Here is a 20,561-nt window from a genome sequence, read left to right as displayed (position 1 = left end):
AAGGCCCGGCCGCGTCGGGTTTCGGTTCGAGCATGATAGGGGCGCCGCGCCGCGTCGGGATTAAGCGCCGCGAAACCGGGCATTCAGCTTGCCTGAATGCCGGCGCGCCGCCTTCTGTCTTAAGCTGCGGGTTCGATGCGCGGTTCGCGCGCCTTCATCGAATTTGACAAAAAGTATCGATTTGGACAAAATATCTCGAATCCGGTCCAGCCGACCGAGCTCGATTTCCATCGATCCGTCCCAGTGAGCCCCTCATGAGCCAGCCGAACCTCCCGACCTATGCCGATGTCGCCGCCGCCGCCGAACGCATCGCGGGTCACGCCCACCGCACGCCCGTGCTGACCTCGCGCACCGTCGACGAGGAACTGGGCGCGCAGGTCTTCTTCAAGTGCGAGAACCTCCAGCGCATGGGTGCCTTCAAGTTCCGCGGCGCCTTCAACGCGCTGTCGCGCTTCAGCGAGGCGCAGCGCAAGACCGGCGTGGTGGCCTTCTCCTCGGGCAACCATGCGCAGGCCATCGCGCTGTCGGCCAGGCTGCTCGGCATGCCGGCCACCATCGTGATGCCGCACGACGCGCCGGCCGCCAAGGTGGCCGCCACGCGCGGCTACGGCGGCCGCGTGGTGATCTACGATCGCTACCGGGACGACCGCGAGCAGATCGGCCGCGCGCTCGCCGAGAAGGAAGGCCTCACGCTGATTCCGCCTTACGACCACGCCGACGTGATCGCCGGGCAGGGCACGGCGGCCGCCGAGCTGTTCCAGGAAGTGGGCGCGCTCGACGCCGTGTTCGCGCCGCTCGGCGGCGGCGGGCTGCTGTCGGGCACCGCGCTGGCCACCCGCGAGCTGTCGCCGGGCGCCGAGCTCTACGGCGTCGAGCCGGAAGCCGGCAACGACGGCCAGCAATCCTTCGCCTCGGGCTCGATCGTCCATATCGATACGCCCAAGACCATCGCCGACGGCGCGCAGACGCAGCATCTCGGCAATCTGACCTTCCCGATCATCCGCCGCGACGTGAACGCGATCCTGACCGCCAGCGATGCCGAGCTGGTCGAGTGCATGCGTTTCTTCGCCTCGCGCATGAAGATGCTGGTCGAGCCGACCGGCTGCCTGTCCTTCGCGGCGGTGCGCCAGCGCAAGGCGGAGCTCGAGGGCAAGCGCGTGGGCGTTATCGTCAGCGGCGGCAATGTCGACCTGGAGAAGTTCTGCGCGCTGATCGGCGCGGCGGGCTGAAGTTCGCGGGGGGCCCTGCGAGGTCCGCCGCGCCATCCATGCCCTCGATGCAAACGGGAGGTCGTTGCGAGTGCAACGACCTCCCGTTTTTCATTGCGCCGCCGTGCCGGCCGAGCGCCGCCACGGCGGCGGATCGAGCGCGCGCCTGGCGGCCTCGAGGAACAGGCGCTGGCGGATCGTCAGCTGCCGGCGATCCGGCACCAGCGCCATCACCGGCGCCGGCGCGAGCCGCCAGCCCGGCAGCACGCGCACCAGCCGCCCGGCCGCGATCAGCGGCGCCGCATCCCATTCCGAACGCTCGATGATGCCCAGGCCCGCCGCGGCCCAGTCGCTGATCACGGTGCCGTCGTTGGAGCCGAGCAGGCCGCTCACGCGCACCGTCACCGGCTTGGCCGGCGGCGCGCCGCGGCGGGGCGGCACGTCGGGCGTGAAGCGCCAGCGCAGTTGCTCCTCGTCGTTCTCGCGCAGGCACAGGCAGGGGTAGCGGGTCAGCTCGGAGGGATGCGAGAGCACCAGGCGTCGCGCCAGTTCGGGGCTCGCGCACAGCAGCCGCTCGTTGGGCGCGAGATGGTGGCCGATCCAGGACGAGGCGCGGATCTGGCCGATATGCACCACCACGTCGGCTTCCGGCGCGGCCGCGAAGGGGTTGTCGGCCAGTTGCAGCGAGATCTGCAGCCGGGGATGGTCGCGATGCAGGTCGCGCACGATCGGCGCGACGTGGGCGCGGCCGAAGCCGAACGGCGCGACGATGCGCAGCTTGCCGCCCACCTGGCCGCTGTCGCCGGCCAGGCGCGCCGGAATCGACTCGATCCGCTCCAGCAGTTCGACGGCTTCCTGCAGCAGTTGCCGGCCTTCCTCGGTCAGCGTCACGCCGCGCGCCTCGCGCAGCGCGAGGCGCAGCCCGAGCCGTTCTTCCAGCCGCTGCAGGCGCGAGGTCACGGCCGGCGGCGTGAGATCGAGCAGGCGCGCGGCGGCGGCCAGCGAACGCGCGGCGCCGAGCGCGCGGATCATGCGCATGTCGTCGAGGTCGAGCAAGGGCGTTCCGGTATCGATGGGTCGGGAGAGGGCGTCGTGCCGGCCGCTCGTCCCGTCCGCTCGGGCGAGCGGATCAGGGCGTCCACCGGTACACGACGATGCTGGAGCCATTGTAATTGTCCTTGGTCAGCACGTACTGGCCCGTCGAGCTCAGGTAGGCGCGCAGGCCGAACATCGAGTCGACGTCGTTGCCGACATCCATCGAGACGGTATTGGTGTTGACCAGGGTGGTGACCAGGCTGCCGGTGGTGAGGTCGAACACGTCGATGTTCGGCACCGTGTGCACGTAGCCGACGAACAGGTAGCGCCCGGCCACGGCGATCGTCTTCGGGTTCGGGCTCGCCAGGTCGATCACCGGGTTCGGCGTGCGATTGCCGGCCATCCAGCCGTGATAGATCTCGATATGGCCGTTCATCGCGGTCCAGTCCCAGAAGCCGGCGAAGCCCTGCGCCAGCACCATGGTGTCGGTCGAGCTCTGGTAGATCACCCGCGAGGTCGGCTGCGAGCTGGCCGGCACCGGCATCGCCACGCCCTTGCCCCAGGACGGCGCGCCGCTCGCGTTGAAGCCCGCGAACGGCCAGTGCGTGACCTGGCTGGAGCCCTGCAGGCCGGCCCAGACGTCGCCGTTGTCGTCCAGGCAGAAGCCGCCCGTGACGATCGCGCTGGCGCCGAACAGCTTGCCCGGCAGCGAGCCGTCGGGGATCGCGATATAGCCGCTGGCGGCGGGGTTGAAGTGATAGAAGTTGTAGATGTCGGGGTTCTGCCCGTTGGCCACCAGGATGCGGTTGCCGCCGACACTGACCAGTTGTCCGAAATGCTGGCCGCGCTGGTAGTCGGTCATCGACAGGCGCGGATCGTTCGGGTAGGTGAAGGGATCGACCGTGTTGGCGACGAAGTTGCCGCCGCTGCTGCCCGAATAGATGTTCATGCCGCTGTAGAACAGCGCGCCGTCGGTGGCCGGGTCGGGCGCGGCCAGCGCCTCGAAGTTCAGCGCCTGCAGCTTCCAGATCAGGTTGCCGTTGCCGTCGTAGGCCTGCAGGTCTGTGGGGCCGTTGCGGCCCAGGTCCCAGCCGCCGCCCCAGGGATTGTTGAGCACGTAGAGCGTGCCGGCCGCGTCGCGGCCGATGCCCACCACGCGCGTGAAGCGCTTGTCGCCCACCTGGCCCTTGATGCCGGTGGTGGTGTCGAGGTAGCCGCCCGTCACGCCGAAGGTGCCGGCCAGGGTCGGCTGGCCGGTCACCGAATAGCGCTTGATGTTCATGTCCGGGCCCGAATCGCCCACCATCAGCTGGCCGGTCGGCGTGTCGTAGTAGAGCGCCGAGGGTCGCGCGCTGGCGCCCATCTGGATGGTGTTGAGCAGGGCGCCGGCCGCGCTGTACTCGACGATCGTGCCGGTGTTCTTCTGCGCGATCCACAGGTTGCCGGCCGCATCGAGCGCCAGCGCGCCGGGGCTGGCGATCTGGATGTCGCGCTGCCAGACGCCATCGGTGCTGAACACGCGCACGCGGTTGCCGAAGTAGTCGCTCGCGTACAGCGTGGTGCCGGCCGTGGCCAGGCCGGTGATCACGTCGTACTTGCTGATGTTGCTCCACACGCTGACGTTGATGGTCAGGTCGCGTAGCCCGGTGGAGCGGTTGTAGCGGCCGACGAAGCCGCTCTGGTTCTTGCCCTGCAGCGGCGTGAAGATCGAGGTGGCGTTGCCGGTGATCGCGCCGCCCTGGAACTCGGCATGCGTGCCGATCGAGCCGAGCGTCTTGCCGTTCTGGTAGACGCCGACGCCGCCGGCGTTCTCGTCCCAGAACGAGGCCGTGTAGACCACGCCTTCCGGCGCGATCCACAGCGAGCGCGCGCCGTTGCCGACGTGCGAGGCGATCGTGCCGTAGGTGTTGGCGATCCAGTCGGTGGCGTATTGCGCGTGGCCGAGCGGGGCGAAGGCGGCCAGGCAGGCGGCGGCGATGGCGGCGGCGGCGCGAAGACGGGGCTTGGACATGTGAGGTCTCCTGACGAGGGGCGGGCGGCGAGGGCGGGGGCCGACAAACGTCAGACAGATATCACAGAGAAATCGGAAAAAAATTCCGCAGCCTCGAATCGGGCCGCGAGGGGCGCGGGAAAGCGGCGATTGTCACGGTTTCGTGACAGACCTGTCGCCCCGCTGACATGTTCATGTCGGGGGCGACAGGGGCGATGGCGTGCCCACCAGGTTCAGTGCTGCCGATTCATTTCGGAGCACGACGCGTCATTGCCAGGCGGCCCAGATCAGATAGCCGTTCAGCGCGAGGATCAGCAGCGTCGCGCTGGCCGCCACCGCGAGCAGCGCGCGGCCCGGCGCGAACGCGCCCATCAGCTCGCGCCGCGCCGAGAGCACCAGCAGCGCGATCATCGGCATCGGCAGCACGAAGCTCAGCACCACCTGGCTCAGCACCATCGCATGCGTGACGTCGCAGCCTGCGGCCACCACCGCGAAGGCGGGCACGATGGTGATCGCGCGGCGCAGCCAGATCGACAGGCGGCGATGGATGAAGCCCTGCATCACGATCTGCCCGGCCATGGTGCCCACCACCGAGCTGGAGATGCCCGAGCTCAGCAGCGCGACCAGGAACAGCGCGCCGGCGGCCGGCCCGAGCACGGGGATCAGGGCGTGATAGGCCTGGCCGATGTCGCTCATGCCGGGCGCGCCGTGATGGAAGGCCGAGGCGGCGGTCAGCACCATCGCCAGGTTCACGCCGCCGGCCAGGCCGAGCGCGACCACCACCTCGCGGTTGGAGAAGCGCAGCAGGCGGCGGCGCTCCGTGTCGTTGCGCGGCGCGGTGCGCTGCTGGGTGAGCCCCGAATGCAGGTAGAGCGTGTGGGGCATGATGGTGGCGCCGATGATGCCGACCGCCAGCGTCAGCGCGGTGCGATCGCTCAGTTGCGGCACCACCAGGTGCCAGGCCACCGAGCTCCAGTGTTGCGGCGCGATCAGCAGCTCGCCCAGGTAGCTCGCGCCGATCAGGCCGACCAGGGCCGCGATGGCCGCCTCGAGCGGGCGGAAGCCGCGTTTCTCGAGCAGCAGGATCGCGCAGGTGGCCAGCGCGGTGGCCACCATGCCCGCCATCAGCGGCAGGTGGCAGAGCAGCGCGAAGGCCAGCGCGCCGCCGAGGAACTCGGCCAGGTCGGTGGCCATCGCGGCGATCTCGGAGGCGATCCACATGGTCCACACCAGCGGCGCCGGGAAGTGGTCGCGGCACAGCTCGGCCAGGTTGCGGCCGGTGACGATGCCGAGCTTGGCCGACATCGCCTGGAACAGCATGGCCACCAGGTTGGCGGCCAGCACCACCCACAGCAACTGGTAGCCGTAGGCGGCACCGGCCTGGATATTGGTGGCGAAGTTGCCGGGGTCCATGTAGCCGATCGAGGCGACCACGGCCGGCCCGACGAAGGGCAGCAGCGCGGCGAGCCCGCGGCGGCGCCCTTCGAGCACGGCGCGCGCGGCCTGTTCGGTGCGTTCGGTGGAAAGGCCCGGCAGCGCGAGGCCGGCGGCGAGTTTGCTCGGAATGGAGGACATGTCGTATTGGGATTCTGGGCTGGAGGGAGGGCCTGTCTCGGTCTCGTGGCGCGGCCGGCGGGAAGGCGCCGGCCGCGCCGCGGCGCATCAGAGCGGCACGACGTCGGGGCGCGTGCGCGGGAACTGCGCGATCACCTCGGGCGCGAGCTTCAGGTGCGCCTCGACCAGTTGCGGCGGCGTGTGGGCCAGCCAGTCGGACAGCGAGACCTCCTGGTAGCGGTCGGTCTTGAAGATCTCCAGGAACACCAGGTCGGTGGTGCCGGTGTTCTGCACGTAGTGGCCGAGGCTCTTCTTCACGTAGCCGATATCGCCGGCGCGGAAATCGGCCGTCATCGCCTTGGGGCCGGTATCGAACACCGTCATGCGCGCCTCGCCCTGAATGTAGTACTGCCATTCATCGGCGTTCGGGTGCCAGTGCAGCTCGCGCATGCCGCCCGGATGCACGGTCACCAGCGCCGCGGCCACCGTCTTCGAGGCGTTGAAGTTGCTGCTGTCGGCGATCCGTACCTCGCCGCCGCGCGTCTTCACCAGCGGCCGCAGGTCGCCGAGCGAGAACACGAAGGGATAGGGCGGCGAGCCCTTGGACGAGGCGGCGGCGCGCTGCGCCTCGGCCAGCGGCCCCGGCATGTCGCCCTGGAAGATCCACAGGTTGTCGGTCGGGATGTTGCGAAACGAATCGGCCGGCACGCCGAAGTTCAGCGCCAGCACCTCGGGCGGCGTATGCGCGATCCAGTCGGTCAGCAGCAGGGTGTTGAATTCGGAAGCCTTGCCGTCGTCGAAGGCGATCATGAACTCGCAGCCGTCCGAGCCGATTCCCTGCAGCGAATGCGGCAGCCCCGGCGGGAAATACCAGAGATCGCCCTGCTTCACGTCGGCCACCTGCGGGCGGCCCAGTTCGTCGAGGATGGTGATCCGGCAGCGGCCGTCCAGCATCACCGCCCATTCCGCTTGCTGGTGCCAATGCATTTCGCGAATGCCGCCGCGCGTCAGGCGCATATTCACGCCGGAAATCGTTTCGGAAATTGCAAAATCGTCTTGCGTAACCTGGCGTGCCCAACCGCCATTCTGGATTCGCTTATGCGCGTTATTGAATGACGACCAGAACAGGGGCATGCCGTCCACGTCGGTGGCGGGCGGATCCTGGAATGCGGGGAATTGATTGGCGAGCGGCGGATTCTTCGGGCCCGGGTCCACCAGGCTACGCGGATTGGCGGCATTGATCGCGCCTTCCGGCGGGCTGTCGGGATTGCCGAAGGAAGCGGCTTTCGCCGAGGCGGCGACGCCCGCCGCGGCCAGCGCGCCGGCCGTTTGCGCGAGCATCTTGCGACGTTGCAGATTGGTCATGCCTGACTCCGTTATGGGTTTCGGGATTGCGGGGATGCGAATTGCCATTCGAATTTCAATCGAGTGATTCGGGGTGGTGAATTCGTGTGACCAGTTAAATGCAAATCCGATGAAAATAAAAATGAATAGTTGAAATGGATTGATGACTTTCCCTGATTCGCCTTTGGTTTGTAATTCGTGTGATGAGGCGTTGATTTTTATTTCAATGTCGTTAGTTGTTTTGGAATATATCGATTGTTGATGGATTTGGTTTTATTGTTTCGATTGTTGAATCGATATGCGATGAGGTGCGCGGATCGGGCTCCAGTAGCTGAAGCAGGGCGCCGGTAGCGTAGGCAGGAAGCGAGCGTTCCGAAAAAGAGGGCGGTATGTACGGTGAGGTTCGTGGAGTCTTTGTTTGCCGCCGTGATTCGGTCAATAAGACGATTCCTATAAGAAAAATAGGACTATCCAAGTCCATTTCTCATGTTTCATAATTTCGCCATGTCGATCCGGATTGATGGATCGGCTGATGCCGGTTCTCCAGAGTCGCTTGATTAATTCGATTTCCGTCGAATGGACGCAATCATTGCGTCGGCCTCGTTGCGCCTGCGCTTCGGGGAATGAACGATATGCCAGCTTCTGGCGGTTGCATCTGGTATCTCGAAATGCGGATGGCATGTCGTCTCCGCTCGTCTCGGCCCGGTTTTACCCGGCCGCCTGGATGTGGTCGCCACCCAAGATGTGGTGAATATTTTTTATTGAAGACATAAGAAAGGTCGTCGTGAATAAGATATATAAAACCGTTTGGAATGCGGCGCTGTCGTCATGGGTGGCGGTGTCGGAAGTCAATGTGTTCAAGGGAGGTGGGTGTCGCGCCGCGCTTTCGCCGGTCAATTCGCCGCGAGAAATCCGGATCGGCCTGAGCAAGATGGCCGTGGCGGTACTTCTTTGTTACGGAGGTATCGAATCCTCCTGGTCGGCGTCGATCGTGAATTGCGCGGAGAAGGGGGACCACGCCTATGGATCATGGGGGGGGACGGGAGAGTCGCTCGCATGGACTCGCAACGAACGTCAAACGATGCCGTTCGGAATGAAATGCGGCGGAAGTGGCTTCTATGTCGGGGAGGACAAAGGGGGGGCGGATGCGCCAAAGAAGGGCGATGGTCCCGCATTTATAGCGATAGGGCGGATGGAGCCGAATAAGAAAGACGAGAAGAACAAAGACGTGTTGGGGAAAGGCAAGGTAGCGATTTATGGCCCGACGGGCGTCGCTTTGGACAGCAATGGACCCATCACGCTGAGTGGCAGCGGCATCACGCTGTCGAGCGGTACCGAAGGCATGTCGCTGGTGGGAGCGGGCGGCATCGCGCTGTCGAGCGATACCAAAGGCATCTCGCTGACGGGAGGGGGCGGCATCACGCTGTCGAGCGGTACCAAAGGCATCTCGTTGACGGGGGGGGACGGCATCAAGCTGTCTGGCGGTGACAAAGGCATCTCGGTGAATAACGGACGGATCACCAATCTTGCCGATGGGACGGGAGATCAAGATGCGGTCACCAAGTCGCAATTGCAGAAAGCCATCGATGGCAAGACCGCGTCGTCGTTGAACAGCCTGAGCACCATCAACAGCAACGTCAGCTCGCTGTCTTCGTCCGTCTCCAGCGGGTTGTTGACGACCGACAGTCACGTCACCTCGTTGTCGACCGGGCTGAGCAGTATCAACAGCAACGTCGGTTCGCTGTCGTCGGGGTTGAGCACGACCAGCAGCACCGTCACGTCGCTGTCGAGTGGTCTGAGCACGACCAGCAGCAGCGTCACGTCGCTGTCGAGTGGTCTGAGCACGACCAGCAGCAACGTCAGCTCGCTGTCCTCGTCCGTCTCCAGTGGGTTGTCGACGACCAGCAGCAGCGTCACGTCGCTGTCGAGTGGTCTGAGCACGACCAGCAGTAGCGTCTCGTCACTGTCGTCGTCTGTCGCCAGCGGACTGTCTACGATGAACAGCAACGTCACGTCGCTGTCGAGCGGACTGAGCACGACCAACAGCAACGTCAGTTCTCTGTCCTCATCCGTTTCCAGCGGTTTGTCGACCACCAACAGCCACATCACCTCGCTGTCGTCGGGCTTGAGCACGACCAGCAGCACCGTCACGTCGCTGTCGTCGGGCTTGAGCACGACCAACAGCAACGTCAGTTCTCTGTCCTCATCCGTTTCCAGCGGTTTGTCGACCACCAACAGCCACATCACCTCGTTGTCGTCGGGCTTGAGCACCACCAACAGCACCGTCACGTCGCTGTCGTCGGGCTTGAGCACCACCAACAGCCACGTCACCTCACTGTCCTCCGGCTTGTCCTCGACCACCAGCAACATCGGCTCGTTGTCCACCGGCCTCGCACAGACCAACAGCAGTGTTGCCTCGCTGTCCACTTCCACCTCGTCGAGCGTCGGTTCGCTGTCGACCTCGATCAGCTCGATCGCCAGTTCCTCCGGCAGGATCGGCGGCGGCGTGGCCTCGGCATTGGGCGGCGGCGCGACCTACGACCCGGCCACCGGCACCTTCACGGCACCGACCTACACGACCCACAAGGCCGACGGCACCACCGCGAAGGTCGACAACGTCGGCGATGCGCTCGACAGCATCAATTCGAACGGCATCAAATACTTCCACACGAACGCGACGGGCAAGGATTCGATCGCGAGCGGCGTCGACAGCATCGCGATCGGCCCGAGCGCCACGGCGAACGCGGACAACTCGGTTGCCATCGGCAAAGGCTCGATTGCCTCGGCCGCGATGCCGGTGCGTTCGGTGACGATCGGCGACATCACCTTCGGCAACTTCGCCGGCAGCAAGCCGGTCGGCACGGTGAACATCGGCGCGCCCGGTTTCGAGCGGCAACTGACGGGCCTCGCCGCCGGCCGGCTCTCGGCAGGCAGCACCGACGCCGTGAACGGCAGCCAGCTTTTCCAGACCAATGCGGCCGTCGCCTCGCTGTCGAGCAGCCTGAGCACTACGGCGGGCACGCTTTCGAACTCGGTCGCCTCGCTGTCCACCTCCACCGCGGCATCGCTGAGCAAGCTCTCCTCGTCCATTTCTTCCCCGATCCTGCAGGGCTCGCTGTCGACGGGCGTGTCGTCGTCCAACGGCTCGGTATCCTCGCCGTCCACCTCGGCCGGTTCATTGTCCACCGGCCAGTCGAATTCGGGCACCACGCTGGCCTCGCTGTCCACCGGCGCCTCGCCCAACGCCGGTTCGCAGCCCCCCGGCCCCTCGGCCACCACCGGCTCGCTGTCCACCAGCGTCGGCGCCACCAGCGTTCAGATGGCCTCGCTTTCGACTTCGGCGCCCGACAACACCACGCGCCTGCCTACCGCGGGCGGCTACGCGGGCGACATGTCGGCGCCGGGCGCCAAGGCGCCCTCGGTCACGACCGGCTCGAATTCGGTGGCGCTCGGCCAGGGCTCGACCGACGGCGGCCGCTCCAACGTGCTGTCGGTCGGCAGCGCGGCCCAGCAACGGCAGATCACCCATGTCGCGCCCGGCACGGAAGGCACCGACGCCGTCAACCTCAACCAGCTGAATGCGGTGTCGACTTCCATGTCGCAAGCGCTGGCCGGCCAGCAAAACCAGCTCGACGGCCTGGGCACGCAAGTCCGGCGCACGGCCGACATGGCACGTCAGGGCATCGCCGCAGTCGGGGCGATGGCCTCGATCCCGCAGCTCGACGCGAACTCGAATTTCGGCATGGGGCTGGGTACCGCCAGCTTCGCCGGGCAGAAGGCGATCGCGGTGAACATGCAGGCGCGCATTTCGGACAACCTGAAAGCGGCGGTGAATGGCGGTTTCAGTGGCGGCCAGGCCGTGGTGGGCGCGGGGATGTTGTATCAGTGGAAGTAGCTCGCCGCCGGGAGACGGGAGACGCGCTTGCCAGCGCAGCGCGAACCTGGCCGCGCGATAATGCGCGGGCGGCGCGCAGCGGCACGCCGCGCAACGGCGGCACCCACGGGGGATCTCTCGCATGGCGAAGCACGAACACACTTATCGCATATCGGTCGAGTGGACCGGCAACCACGGCACCGGCACCTCGGCCTATCGTGACTATGGACGTGACCACCTGATCCGCGCGGACGGCAAGCCCGACGTGCCGGGCTCGTCCGATCCCGCCTTCCTCGGCGACGCGAAGCGCTGGAACCCCGAGGACCTGCTGGTGGCCTCGCTGTCGGCCTGCCACAAGCTCTGGTACCTGCACCTGTGCGCCGAGGCCGGTATCGCCGTGCAGGCCTATGTCGACGAGGCCGTCGGCACCATGGTCGACAGTCGCGAGGGCGGCAGCTTCACCCAGGTGGTGTTGCGTCCGCGCGTGACGATCCGCGCCGGCGACGATGCCGAGCGCGCGGCTGAGCTGCATCACGATGCGCATCGCGCCTGCTACATCGCCAATTCGATGAATTTCCCGGTGACGTGCGAGCCCGTGATCGAGCGCGCGCCGGGCTGATCACAGGTTTCGGATAACGAAGGAATCCGGCGTGCCGCGTCGCCGGATGAAACCCGGAGCGGTTGCCGAAGGGAAGAAACGCACGCGCCCAGAACAGGCGCGTGCCGGGTGAAGCGGCCTTCGATCAGGCGCCGCGCAGCGGCAGGATCTCGATCCAGTTGGCGCCCTTGCCGCATTCGATGCGGGTGGCGGGCGTTAGCGCGCCGGTGGCCGCATCGACACGATACAGCGAGATGGACGTCGACAGCTCGCCGCTGGCCGCCAGCAAGGAACCATCGGGCGAGAGGCGGATGCCGCGCGGCTGCGGCTCGGTCTCGATGCAGCTCGCGTAATGCAGCTTGCGGTTCTCGTCGACGCGGAACGTGATCAAGCGGTTCGCGGTGCGCTCGGTGGCGAACACGAAGCGGCCGTCCGGCGAGACCTGCAGGTCGGCGGCCCAGATCACGGGCGAGGTCGGCGCGGGCGGGCGCGGCGCGCCGTGCGCCAGGTGCGCGATGCTGGGCGCGAGATCCGATTCCACCGGCTCGCCGAGTTCGCCCGTCACCGGATCGCGCGGGATTGCGAGCACGGTGCCGTGGAATTCGCCGATCACATAAAGCGTCGCGCCGTCCGGCGCGAGGCGCAGATGGCGCGGCCCGAAGCCGGCCGGCGTGGCCAGCTCGCCGCGCGCGATCAGCGCGGCTTCCTCGCCGGCGCGCGCGATGCCGTAGAACAGGACGCGGTCGGAGCCGAGCGAGGCCGCGTAGACGTAGCGGTCGTCCTCGGAAACGATGATCGAGTGCGCGTTCTGGATCCGGTCGATGAACTGCAGCGGCGCGCCGTCGCCGCTCTCGACACGTTTCGCATCCCACACGAACAGCCGGCTGCCGCCGTAGGAGGCGCCGAACAGCAGGCGCCCCGCGCGATCGACCGACAGGTAGGCGAGGCTCGCGTCGATCGACGTCGAGAAGCGCTGCGTGAGCGTGCCGTCGGCGCCGATGTCGTAGCCGACGATGGTCGGCTGCGTGCCGCGCGTCGCGACATAGAGCTGGCGGCCGTCGTGCGTCGGCGCTTGCGGCATCACCACGCTGCCGGCCGGCGTGCGCGCGATCGGCGCGAGGCGCGCTTGCGCGGCATCCAGGTGATAGACGGAGAGATCGCCGTCCTCGGCGTTCGAGACGGTGACGAGGTGGGTGGGGGACAGCGCTGTGCTCATCGGGATCGCGGAAGGAGTCGTGAATGGGACGTGACGGGCGACGACGGCCGCTTGGGCGGGGCATCGTCCCGTAAGTGTTACGTCATCATATGACATCGCGAAAGGCTGGCGCAATCGCCGAGGCCGACAACTCAGCGTAAACGCGGAGAATTTCCTGATGTGTCGGGGAAAGAAGGGGCGGGCGGAGGGCATTTGGCCCTTGGTTGTACGACAACATGGGTTCGATTGAGCGGAGAAGGCGCCGCGGTGCCGAAACCGCGCCCGCCTTCCTGCCCGCTTGCCCGCCCTCAGTCCATCGCGACCGGCTTGCCCGCGTAGCGCGCCGCGTCGCTGCCGTCGTCGGCGGCGGTCAGTTCCTCCAGCGCGAGCCCGCGCGTCTCGATGCCGAGCCAGGCCACCGCCAGCGCCGCCACCACGAAGGACAGCGCGCCGAGCGTGAACACGCCGCCCTGGCCGAACAGCGGCAGCACCACGCCCACCGCATATGGCCCGATCAGCGAGCCGACGCGGCCGATCGCCGAGGCGAAGCCCGAACCGGTTGCGCGCGCACCGGTGCCGTAGAGCTCGGGCGTGTAGGTATAGAGCGCGGCCCACATGCCGAACAGGAAGAACTGCATCACCAGCCCGGTGCCGATCAGCAGCGCGACGCTCTGGCCGTGCAGGGCGGTCTGGCCATAGAGGTAGGCCATCACGCCGCCGCCCACCAGCGAGGCGATGGTGGTCGGCTTGCGGCCCCAGCGCTCGACCAGCCAGGCCGCGCAGAGGAAGCCCGGCACGCCGCCCAGCGAGATCAGCACGGTGTAGAGCACCGACTGCGTGACGGCGTAGCCGGCCTGCTGCAGCAGCGCGCCGAGCCAGGAAGTCAGGCCGTAGAAACCGAGCAGGGCGAAGAACCACAGCAGCCAGATCATGGTGGTGCGGCGCCGATACGGGCCGCTCCAGATCTCGCGGAACGCGCCGCGGCCGCGCGCGGCGGCCGGCTCGGCCAGCCGCGACGGCGCCGGCAGGCGGCTCAGGCCGGTCGAGCGCATCACCCTGGCCTCGATGCCGTCGAGGATCCGGTCGGCCTCGGCGGCGCGACCGTGATGCTCGAGCCAGCGCGGCGATTCGGGCACCAGGCGGCGCACCACCAGCACGAACACGGCGGGGATCGCGAGCAGCGCGAACACCATGCGCCAGCCCAGCGCCGGCAGCACGAAGTAGGACACCACGCCGGCGCAGATGAAGCCGAGCGGCCAGAAGCCGTCCATCAGCGCGATCAGGCGGCCGCGCCTGGCGGCCGGCACGAATTCGGAAAGCAGCGTCTGCGCGACCGGGAATTCCATGCCCATGCCGATGCCGAGCAGCACGCGCCAGGCGATCAGCGCCTCGACGCTCTGCGCGGTCGAGCACAGCCAGGAGGCCGCGCCCCACAGCACCATGCTCCACTGGAACACCGGGCGGCGCCCGAAGCGGTCGGCCAGCAACCCGGCCACGGCCGCGCCCAGCACCATGCCGAAGAAGCTCGCGCTGGCCACCAGGCCGGCGGCCGCGGTGCTCAGGCCGAACTCCTTGCGGATCGAGCCGAGCACGAAGGTCATGGTGCCGAGGTCGACCGAGTCGAAGAAGAACGCGATCGCGACGATCACGAAGATCAGCTTGTGATAACCGGAGAACGGCAGGCGTTCGAGGCGGGCGGCGGCGCTGGCGCGCGGGGCGGAAGGGGCGGCTGGAGCGGCTGGAGCGGAAGGGGCGGCGGCGGGCATGGCGTCCTCTGGCAGGGGCCGGCCTCGGAACGAGGCGGCGCCGTGTCAGTAGACGTGGCCATTAATCCCCGCCATAGAACGAATTCGGCATCGCACTGGAACAGGCGCGCCATGGCCGCGGCGCGCCCCGGTGCTGCCGGCGAGGCTTATTTCTTCAGGCGATAGCCGGTGCGGAAGATCCAGGCCACCACGAACAGCAGGGCCACCAGGAAGGCCAGCGTCATCGCCAGGCTGATGCCCACGTGCACGTCGGCCAGCCCGAAGAAGGCCCAGCGGAAGCCGCTCACCAGGTAGACGATCGGGTTGAACAGCGTGACCACGCGCCAGAACGGCGGCAGCATGTCGACCGAGTAGAAGCTGCCGCCGAGGAAGGTCAGCGGCGTGACGATCAGCAGCGGCACCAGCGAGAGTTTCTCGAAGCTGTCGGCCCAGATGCCGATCACGAAGCCGAACAGGCTGAAGGTGATCGAGGTCAGCACCAGGAACAGCACCATCCAGGCCGGATGCAGGATGTGCATCGGCACGAACAGGCTGGCGGTAATCAGGATGATCACGCCGAGGATCACCGACTTGGTGGCGGCCGCGCCCACGTAGGCGGCCACGATCTCCCAGTAGGACACCGGCGCCGACAGCACCTCGTAGATGGTGCCGGTGAAGCGCGGGAAGTAGATGCCGAACGAGGCGTTCGAGATGCTCTGCGAGAGCAGCGACAGCATCACCAGGCCCGGCACGATGAAGGAGCCGTAGCTGATGCCGTTCACCGCGCTGATGCGCGAGCCGATCGCCGAGCCGAACACCACGAAGTAGAGCGAGGTGGAGATCACCGGCGCGATGATGCTCTGGGTCAGGGTACGGGCGGTGCGGGCCATTTCCGCGCGGTAGATCGCGCGAATCGCATGGAAGTTGGTCATTCGTTGTCCTGTCGGGCGGTCAGGCGGAGGTGGCGGTGTTCGACGCGGTGCGGCCGCTGTCGATCAGGCTCACGAAGATTTCCTCGAGCGAACTCTGCGAGGTCTGCAGGTCGCGGAAGCGCACGCCGGCCTCGGCGAGCGCGCCGAGCAGGGTGGCGATCGCCTGCTCGCGCTCGACCTCGTAGGTGTAGACCAGCTCGCTGCCGTCCTTGGCCAGCTCCAGGCGGAAGCCCGCCAGCGCGGCCGGGATCGCGGCCAGCGGCGCGTCGAGCTGCAGCGTGAGCTGCTTCTTGCCGAGCGAGCGCATCAGCTCGGTCTTCTCCTCCACCAGCATGATCTTGCCGCCGTTGATGATGCCGATGCGGTCGGCCATCTCCTCGGCTTCCTCGATGTAGTGCGTGGTGAGCACGATGGTCACGCCGTCGGCACGCAGCTGGTCGACCAGCTTCCACATGTCGCGACGCAGCTCGACGTCCACGCCGGCGGTGGGTTCGTCGAGGAACAGGATGCGCGGCTCGTGCGAGAGCGCCTTGGCGATCATCACGCGGCGCTTCATGCCGCCCGACAGCGTGATCAGCTTGCTGTCGCGCTTGTCCCACAGCGAGAGGTCCTTGAGCACCTTCTCGATGTGGGCCGGGTTCGGCGCCTTGCCGAACAGGCCGCGGCTGAAGGAGACGGTGTTCCAGACCGATTCGAAGGAATCGGTGGTCAGCTCCTGCGGTACCAGGCCGATCATGGTGCGCGCGGCGCGGTAGTGGCGGGCGATGTCGTGGCCGCCCACCGAGACGCTGCCCTCGCTGGGCGTGACGATCCCGCAGATGGTGCTGATCAGGGTGGTCTTGCCGGCGCCGTTGGGGCCGAGCAGCGCGAAGATCTCGCCGCGGCGGATCGAGAGGTTGACGTCGTCGAGCGACTTGAAGCCGGACGCGTAGGTTTTCGACAGATGGGAGACGGTCAGTATCGGTTCTTGGCTCACGGTCGAATCGGGGCGGTGCGGCGGCCGGCGCGCGCGGGGGAGCCGCGCGGGCACCGGAGCCGCCGGTGTCGGGAACGCTATGGTACCAATCGCGCTATGGATATGCGCGAGACAGGATAGCGAGGTGAGGGGGAAGCGTTCGATTCGGGCAGGGTAGCGCGAATCGATGACGGGAAGTGCGGGTTGGGGAAAACAATCCCCGTCGATGCGGAGAGTTTGTTTGGCAGCGGCGGCGAATGCGATTCGAAACGATGCGCCGGCGCAGCCTCAGCGCGCGCCCTCGTGCCGGCTGCGGACGATCATCAGGATGCCGGCTCCGGCCACCGCGGCGCCGAACAGCATGCGCCAGCTCAGCGGTTCGCGGAACATCGCCCAGGCCCACACCAGGGTGACGGCGGGGCTCAGGAACAGCACGCTCGACACGCGCGCGGACGAGGAGCGCTTCAGGCACAGCCAGTAAAGGCCGTAGCCGCCGAGCGTGGAGAGGATCGCGGTCCACGCCATGCCGGCCGCGAATCCCCAGGTGGGCACCGGCCTCAGGCTGCCTTGGGCGCCCTGCAGGAACAGGAAGAGGATGCCGGTCACCACGCAATGCAGCCACAAGGCGGCGATCGGATTCAGATGGCCGGCTCCGGTGGACAGGCGCTTGCGCCAGACCGCGGCGGCCGCCAGGGACAGCATGCCGGCGATCGGCAGGCCCAGTGCCCAGGTGGGCGCGGCGCCCAGCCGGAAGGCGTCGCGGCTGGCCAGCAGCACGCCGATCACGCCCAGCGCCAGCCCGGCCCAGACGCCGGCCGGGCTGCGCTCCCTGAAGACCAGGGTGGAGATCAGCACCGTGCCGACCGGCAGCAGATCGGCGATCAAGGCCGAGAGCCCGGCCGACACGCCGAACTCGATGCCCTTGGCCACGCCGGCCAGGTAGCCGCCCATCGCCATCGCGCCGATCGCGGCCTCGCGCAGCAAGGTGGCGCGCGACGCCGAGCGCATCTCGCGCGCCACGAACGGCCAGAGGCCGATCGACAGCACGATGCAGCGCCAGAACACCATCAGGTAGATCGGCGCGTAATCGGCGGCGAAGCGCAGGCCGACGAAGCCGGAGCTCCAGGCCAGCACCATCAGGCATTCGAGTATCGGCAGCGGTATCTGGCGCGCTTCGAGGCTCGCGGCGCCGGGGGCGAGGCAGGACGGCTCGGCTTTGTTCATGCACCCAGCCTAAGTGCCCGACGTCGATTAGAAAATCAAAATATACTGGCCGAGTCGTTCAATGAACTTGAACCATATGGACACCATTCTCGACATCGAGCTGCTGCGTACCTTTCATGCCGTGGCGCGCCTGGGCAAGTTCCGCGCGGCGGCGGAGCTGGTGCACAAGAGCCCGGCGGCGGTCAGCATCCATATCCAGCGGCTGGAGGCCGTGGCGGGCGGCAGGCTGCTGGAGCGGGACAACCAGAGCGTCACGCTGACGGCGCTGGGCAAGCGCCTGCTGGCCAGCACCGGCGAGTTGCTCAGCGCGCATGACCGCGTGCTCCAGGAGATTCGCGGGAAGTCGGTGGCGGCGCGCATCGTGCTCGGGCTGCCCGATGAATACGCGGCGCACGTGATCCGGGACCTGCTGCCCGGGTTCGCGGCGAGCTGGCCGAACGTGGTGATCGAGATCCGCACCGGGCCGAGTTTCGAGCTGCGGGAGCTGGTGGCGCGAGGCAAGCTCGACCTGGCCTTGGTGGTGCAGCCGATGCAGGCGCATCGACGCGCGGACCTCCTGACGGTGACCACGCCGGTATGGGCTTGCAGCCGCGCCTTCGTGCTCGATGCGGATCAGCCGCTGCCCTTGGCGCTGTATGCCGAGCCTTGTCCGTATCGCCTTGCCATGACGAGCGCGCTCAAGCAGACCGGCGCGGCCTGGCGCGTGATCATCGAAAGCGCGTCGAGCCAGGCCATCAATGCCTGCGTGGAGGCGGGGCTGGGGGTGACCCTGGTGGATCGGGCGCGTGTCACGTCGCGCATGCGCGTGCTCGACGGACTGCCGCCGATCGACGAGCACGAGATCGTCTTGATTCGGAATCCGGAAGGCGACGAGAAGGAAGCGATTGAATTATTGGTCGCGACGTTTCGGGAACAGTTTCGTTTGTACGTGGCGGACTAGGCGGGCGGCTCGCGAAGCTGTTCGGTATCGCTGAAATGTTTGTCATGCGAATGGTTTTTGATCGGCGTGTCGGGCTTTTCCATGACCGCCCGATTTTGGCAGTTCTCGATAATGAAATCATTTCATAAGAACGGCCTCTGCCGGCCCCGATCGAGGATTCCCATCGTGCCCATCTTCTCCCGATTCCATCGCCCGCTCGTCGCGCCGCGGCTGGCTTCCGGCCTGAGCCTGCTGGCCGCCCTGGCCGCCGCCTTGGCGAGCGGCGATGCGCTGGCCGACGCGGTCAACACCCTCAGCCTGCCTGCCGGCGCGTATCAGAGCTTCCAGGTGACCACGCCCGGCTTCACCGATCGCGTGGCACGCCATCAGAATGGCTTGGGCTACACGTCGGTGATCAATGCATCCAGCGCGAGCGGCGATCGGGACGATGCCTCCTTCAAGGTCGAGCCGGGCAGGGCGGATGCGAGCTGCTACTCCTTCGAATCGAGGAATTTCCCGGGGCAGTTCCTGCGCCACCAGAACGGCCGCGTCAGGAAGGATGCGCCCGACGGCTCGGCGCTGTTCGACCAGGACGCCACCTGGTGCGCGCAAGCGGGCTTGAGCGGGCAGGGTGTGTCCCTGCAGCCGCTCAAATTCCCGGGCTCGTATCTGCGGCACCAGAACGGCGAGCTGTGGATCACGTCGAACACCGGCGGATCCTTCGTGCAGGATGCCAGCTGGGCGGTCCAGCCGCCGCTCGCGGACCGTGCCTGCACGATCGTCGACTGGGCCGACAACCATGACTACCCGCTGGGCACCGTGGTGAGATACCAGGGCAGTCTGTACCTGGAAAAGGCCGTCGGCGGCAACAACAGCGACAACACCAATCCGGTGCAGAGCACCTACTACTGGGCGCCGACCCAGTGCTCGGGCAATGCAGCGGGCCTGCCCGCCCATATCGTCGGCACCTACTGGGCCGGCTGGGCCGATCCGCAGCCGCGGATCGTCGATGTCGACAGCCGTTACAACCTGATCTACCTGTTCGCCGCCACGCCCGTCGGCGGCCAGCCCGGCACGACGGGCGCGGTGCAGTGGACGGCGCCGGCCAACGCGGCAGCGGCGGCGAATCTGGTCGGCGACATCCAGGCAGTGCGCGCGCAGGGGCGCAAGGTGATCCTGAGCATCGGCGGCGCGCAGCAGAACGTGAGCTTCGACAACCGCGCGCGTTCCCAGGCGTTCGTCGACAGCATCGCGCGCATCTACACCCAGCTGGGCGGCTTCGACGGCATCGACTGGGACAACTACGAAGCCTCGGACACGCCGAACGTGACCGAGATGACCTGGATCGGCCAGCAACTGAAGGCGCGTTATCCCGGCTTCGTCATTTCCTCGGCGCCGGCGCCGTGGAGCCAGGTGGACCTGGCCTTCTGCTCGGCCCTGCTGGCGGGCGGCGCGCTCGACTACTGCGCGCCGCAATACTATGACGGCCCGAATCTCGCCGATCCCGCCTACGTGCGGGACAACGTGGTGCAGTGGATGAATGCCCTGGGGCCGAGCCATGTCGTGGTCGGCTTCAGCGTGAATCCCGGCCAGACCAATTTCATGACGATCGGCCAGGCCGTGCAGGCCTGGAACGCGGTCAAGAGCGCGTATCCCGGCACCTTGGGCGTGTTCGATTGGCGCACCGACTGGGACGCCGCGCAAGGCTGGGTGTTCGGCCAGCAGATGAAGCCGCTCGTCAATCCTTGACGAGGCAGGGCCCGGCGTCGCGCGTGACGCCGGGGATGGTCACGTCGTCCATCTCGACAGCGCTGGCGGACGCCCTGTTCGCCACCAGGCACGCCTTCATCGACCATGCCGGCGGAGCCATTCCGTCTCGTTGATCCCCATCCTCTCGGCGACCCGGCAATCAGGCGAAGCAAGCCCCTGTGTGGTCTCGGCGACGACATTCCCGAGCCGTTGTCGCGCCACGCCTCCATCGATTCATA

Annotated in this window: 16 protein-coding genes and 1 pseudogene; 6 read left to right on the top strand and 11 right to left on the bottom strand. The window is 67.2% G+C overall.

The window, feature by feature from the left end:
• Positions 1-60: 60 nt before the first annotated feature.
• Positions 61-231, bottom strand: a complete 171-nt coding sequence (locus F3J18_RS16585) for a hypothetical protein (RefSeq protein ID WP_166913377.1) — start codon at positions 229-231, stop codon at positions 61-63.
• Between the two features lie 23 nt (positions 232-254).
• On the opposite strand from F3J18_RS16585, the gene F3J18_RS16580 reads away from it, so the two are divergent.
• Entirely contained in the window at positions 255-1,229 is a 975-nt protein-coding gene (locus F3J18_RS16580; protein ID WP_166913376.1) for a threo-3-hydroxy-L-aspartate ammonia-lyase, read from the top strand.
• 90 nt (positions 1,230-1,319) lie between these two features.
• Here F3J18_RS16580 and F3J18_RS16575 read toward each other — a convergent pair whose 3' ends face one another.
• From F3J18_RS16575 to F3J18_RS16560, 4 genes are all read right to left on the bottom strand, one after another.
• A complete protein-coding gene (locus F3J18_RS16575; RefSeq protein ID WP_047837987.1) occupies positions 1,320-2,264 on the bottom strand; it encodes a LysR substrate-binding domain-containing protein in 945 nt (314 codons plus the stop codon).
• 73 nt (positions 2,265-2,337) lie between these two features.
• A complete protein-coding gene (locus tag F3J18_RS16570; protein WP_166913375.1) occupies positions 2,338-4,254 on the bottom strand; it encodes an SMP-30/gluconolaconase/LRE-like region family protein in 1,917 nt (638 codons plus the stop codon).
• Between the two features lie 246 nt (positions 4,255-4,500).
• Positions 4,501-5,808: an Nramp family divalent metal transporter gene (locus F3J18_RS16565; protein WP_166913374.1), complete on the bottom strand. Its 1,308-nt coding sequence runs from the start codon at positions 5,806-5,808 to the stop codon at positions 4,501-4,503.
• Between the two features lie 87 nt (positions 5,809-5,895).
• Positions 5,896-7,152, bottom strand: a complete 1,257-nt coding sequence (locus F3J18_RS16560; protein WP_025100051.1) for an oxalate decarboxylase family bicupin — start codon at positions 7,150-7,152, stop codon at positions 5,896-5,898.
• Between the two features lie 910 nt (positions 7,153-8,062).
• Between F3J18_RS16560 and F3J18_RS38665 the strand changes: the two are divergent.
• Positions 8,063-8,755, top strand: a pseudogene (locus F3J18_RS38665) (hypothetical protein); the annotation flags it as partial.
• Positions 8,756-8,817: 62 nt separating this feature from the next.
• Here F3J18_RS38665 and F3J18_RS38185 read toward each other — a convergent pair.
• Positions 8,818-9,462: a hypothetical protein gene (locus F3J18_RS38185; RefSeq protein ID WP_240156401.1), complete on the bottom strand. Its 645-nt coding sequence runs from the start codon at positions 9,460-9,462 to the stop codon at positions 8,818-8,820.
• On the opposite strand from F3J18_RS38185, the gene F3J18_RS38180 reads away from it, so the two are divergent.
• A complete protein-coding gene (locus tag F3J18_RS38180; RefSeq protein ID WP_240154566.1) occupies positions 9,437-11,026 on the top strand; it encodes a YadA-like family protein in 1,590 nt (529 codons plus the stop codon). The two genes, F3J18_RS38185 and F3J18_RS38180, sit on opposite strands and share 26 nt — an antisense overlap.
• 121 nt (positions 11,027-11,147) lie before the next feature.
• Positions 11,148-11,624 (top strand): OsmC family protein, encoded by a 477-nt coding sequence (locus F3J18_RS16550; RefSeq protein ID WP_166913372.1) that lies wholly within the window; start codon positions 11,148-11,150, stop codon positions 11,622-11,624.
• A gap of 124 nt (positions 11,625-11,748) precedes the next feature.
• Here the strand turns inward: F3J18_RS16550 and F3J18_RS16545 are convergent, their stop codons facing one another.
• From F3J18_RS16545 to F3J18_RS16525, 5 genes are all read right to left on the bottom strand, one after another.
• A complete protein-coding gene (locus tag F3J18_RS16545) occupies positions 11,749-12,819 on the bottom strand; it encodes a beta-propeller fold lactonase family protein (protein WP_166913371.1) in 1,071 nt (356 codons plus the stop codon).
• Between the two features lie 287 nt (positions 12,820-13,106).
• Entirely contained in the window at positions 13,107-14,564 is a 1,458-nt protein-coding gene (locus F3J18_RS16540) for an MFS transporter (RefSeq protein WP_166913370.1), read from the bottom strand.
• A 146-nt stretch (positions 14,565-14,710) separates the two neighbouring features.
• Positions 14,711-15,475, bottom strand: a complete 765-nt coding sequence (locus F3J18_RS16535; RefSeq protein WP_013689514.1) for an ABC transporter permease — start codon at positions 15,473-15,475, stop codon at positions 14,711-14,713.
• 19 nt (positions 15,476-15,494) lie between these two features.
• Positions 15,495-16,451 (bottom strand): ABC transporter ATP-binding protein, encoded by a 957-nt coding sequence (locus tag F3J18_RS16530; protein ID WP_025099072.1) that lies wholly within the window; start codon positions 16,449-16,451, stop codon positions 15,495-15,497.
• A gap of 267 nt (positions 16,452-16,718) precedes the next feature.
• Positions 16,719-17,654, bottom strand: a complete 936-nt coding sequence (locus F3J18_RS16525) for a DMT family transporter (protein WP_166913369.1) — start codon at positions 17,652-17,654, stop codon at positions 16,719-16,721.
• Positions 17,655-17,730: 76 nt separating this feature from the next.
• On the opposite strand from F3J18_RS16525, the gene F3J18_RS16520 reads away from it, so the two are divergent.
• Both F3J18_RS16520 and F3J18_RS16515 read left to right on the top strand, forming a co-directional pair.
• On the top strand, positions 17,731-18,594 hold the full coding sequence (locus tag F3J18_RS16520; RefSeq protein ID WP_166913383.1) for a LysR substrate-binding domain-containing protein: 864 nt from the start codon (positions 17,731-17,733) through the stop codon (positions 18,592-18,594).
• A gap of 165 nt (positions 18,595-18,759) precedes the next feature.
• The gene (locus tag F3J18_RS16515) at positions 18,760-20,322 is read left to right on the top strand and encodes an AbfB domain-containing protein (RefSeq protein WP_205195450.1); all 1,563 of its coding nucleotides are present in this window, start codon (positions 18,760-18,762) and stop codon (positions 20,320-20,322) included.
• Positions 20,323-20,561: the final 239 nt, after the last annotated feature.

It is taken from the genome of Burkholderia sp. Ax-1720 (genome assembly GCF_011753035.1).
Taxonomy (GTDB): domain Bacteria; phylum Pseudomonadota; class Gammaproteobacteria; order Burkholderiales; family Burkholderiaceae; genus Burkholderia; species Burkholderia gladioli.
The sequence above is the reverse complement of the archived record's forward strand: the minus strand, read 5'-3'. Positions and strand labels throughout refer to the sequence as shown.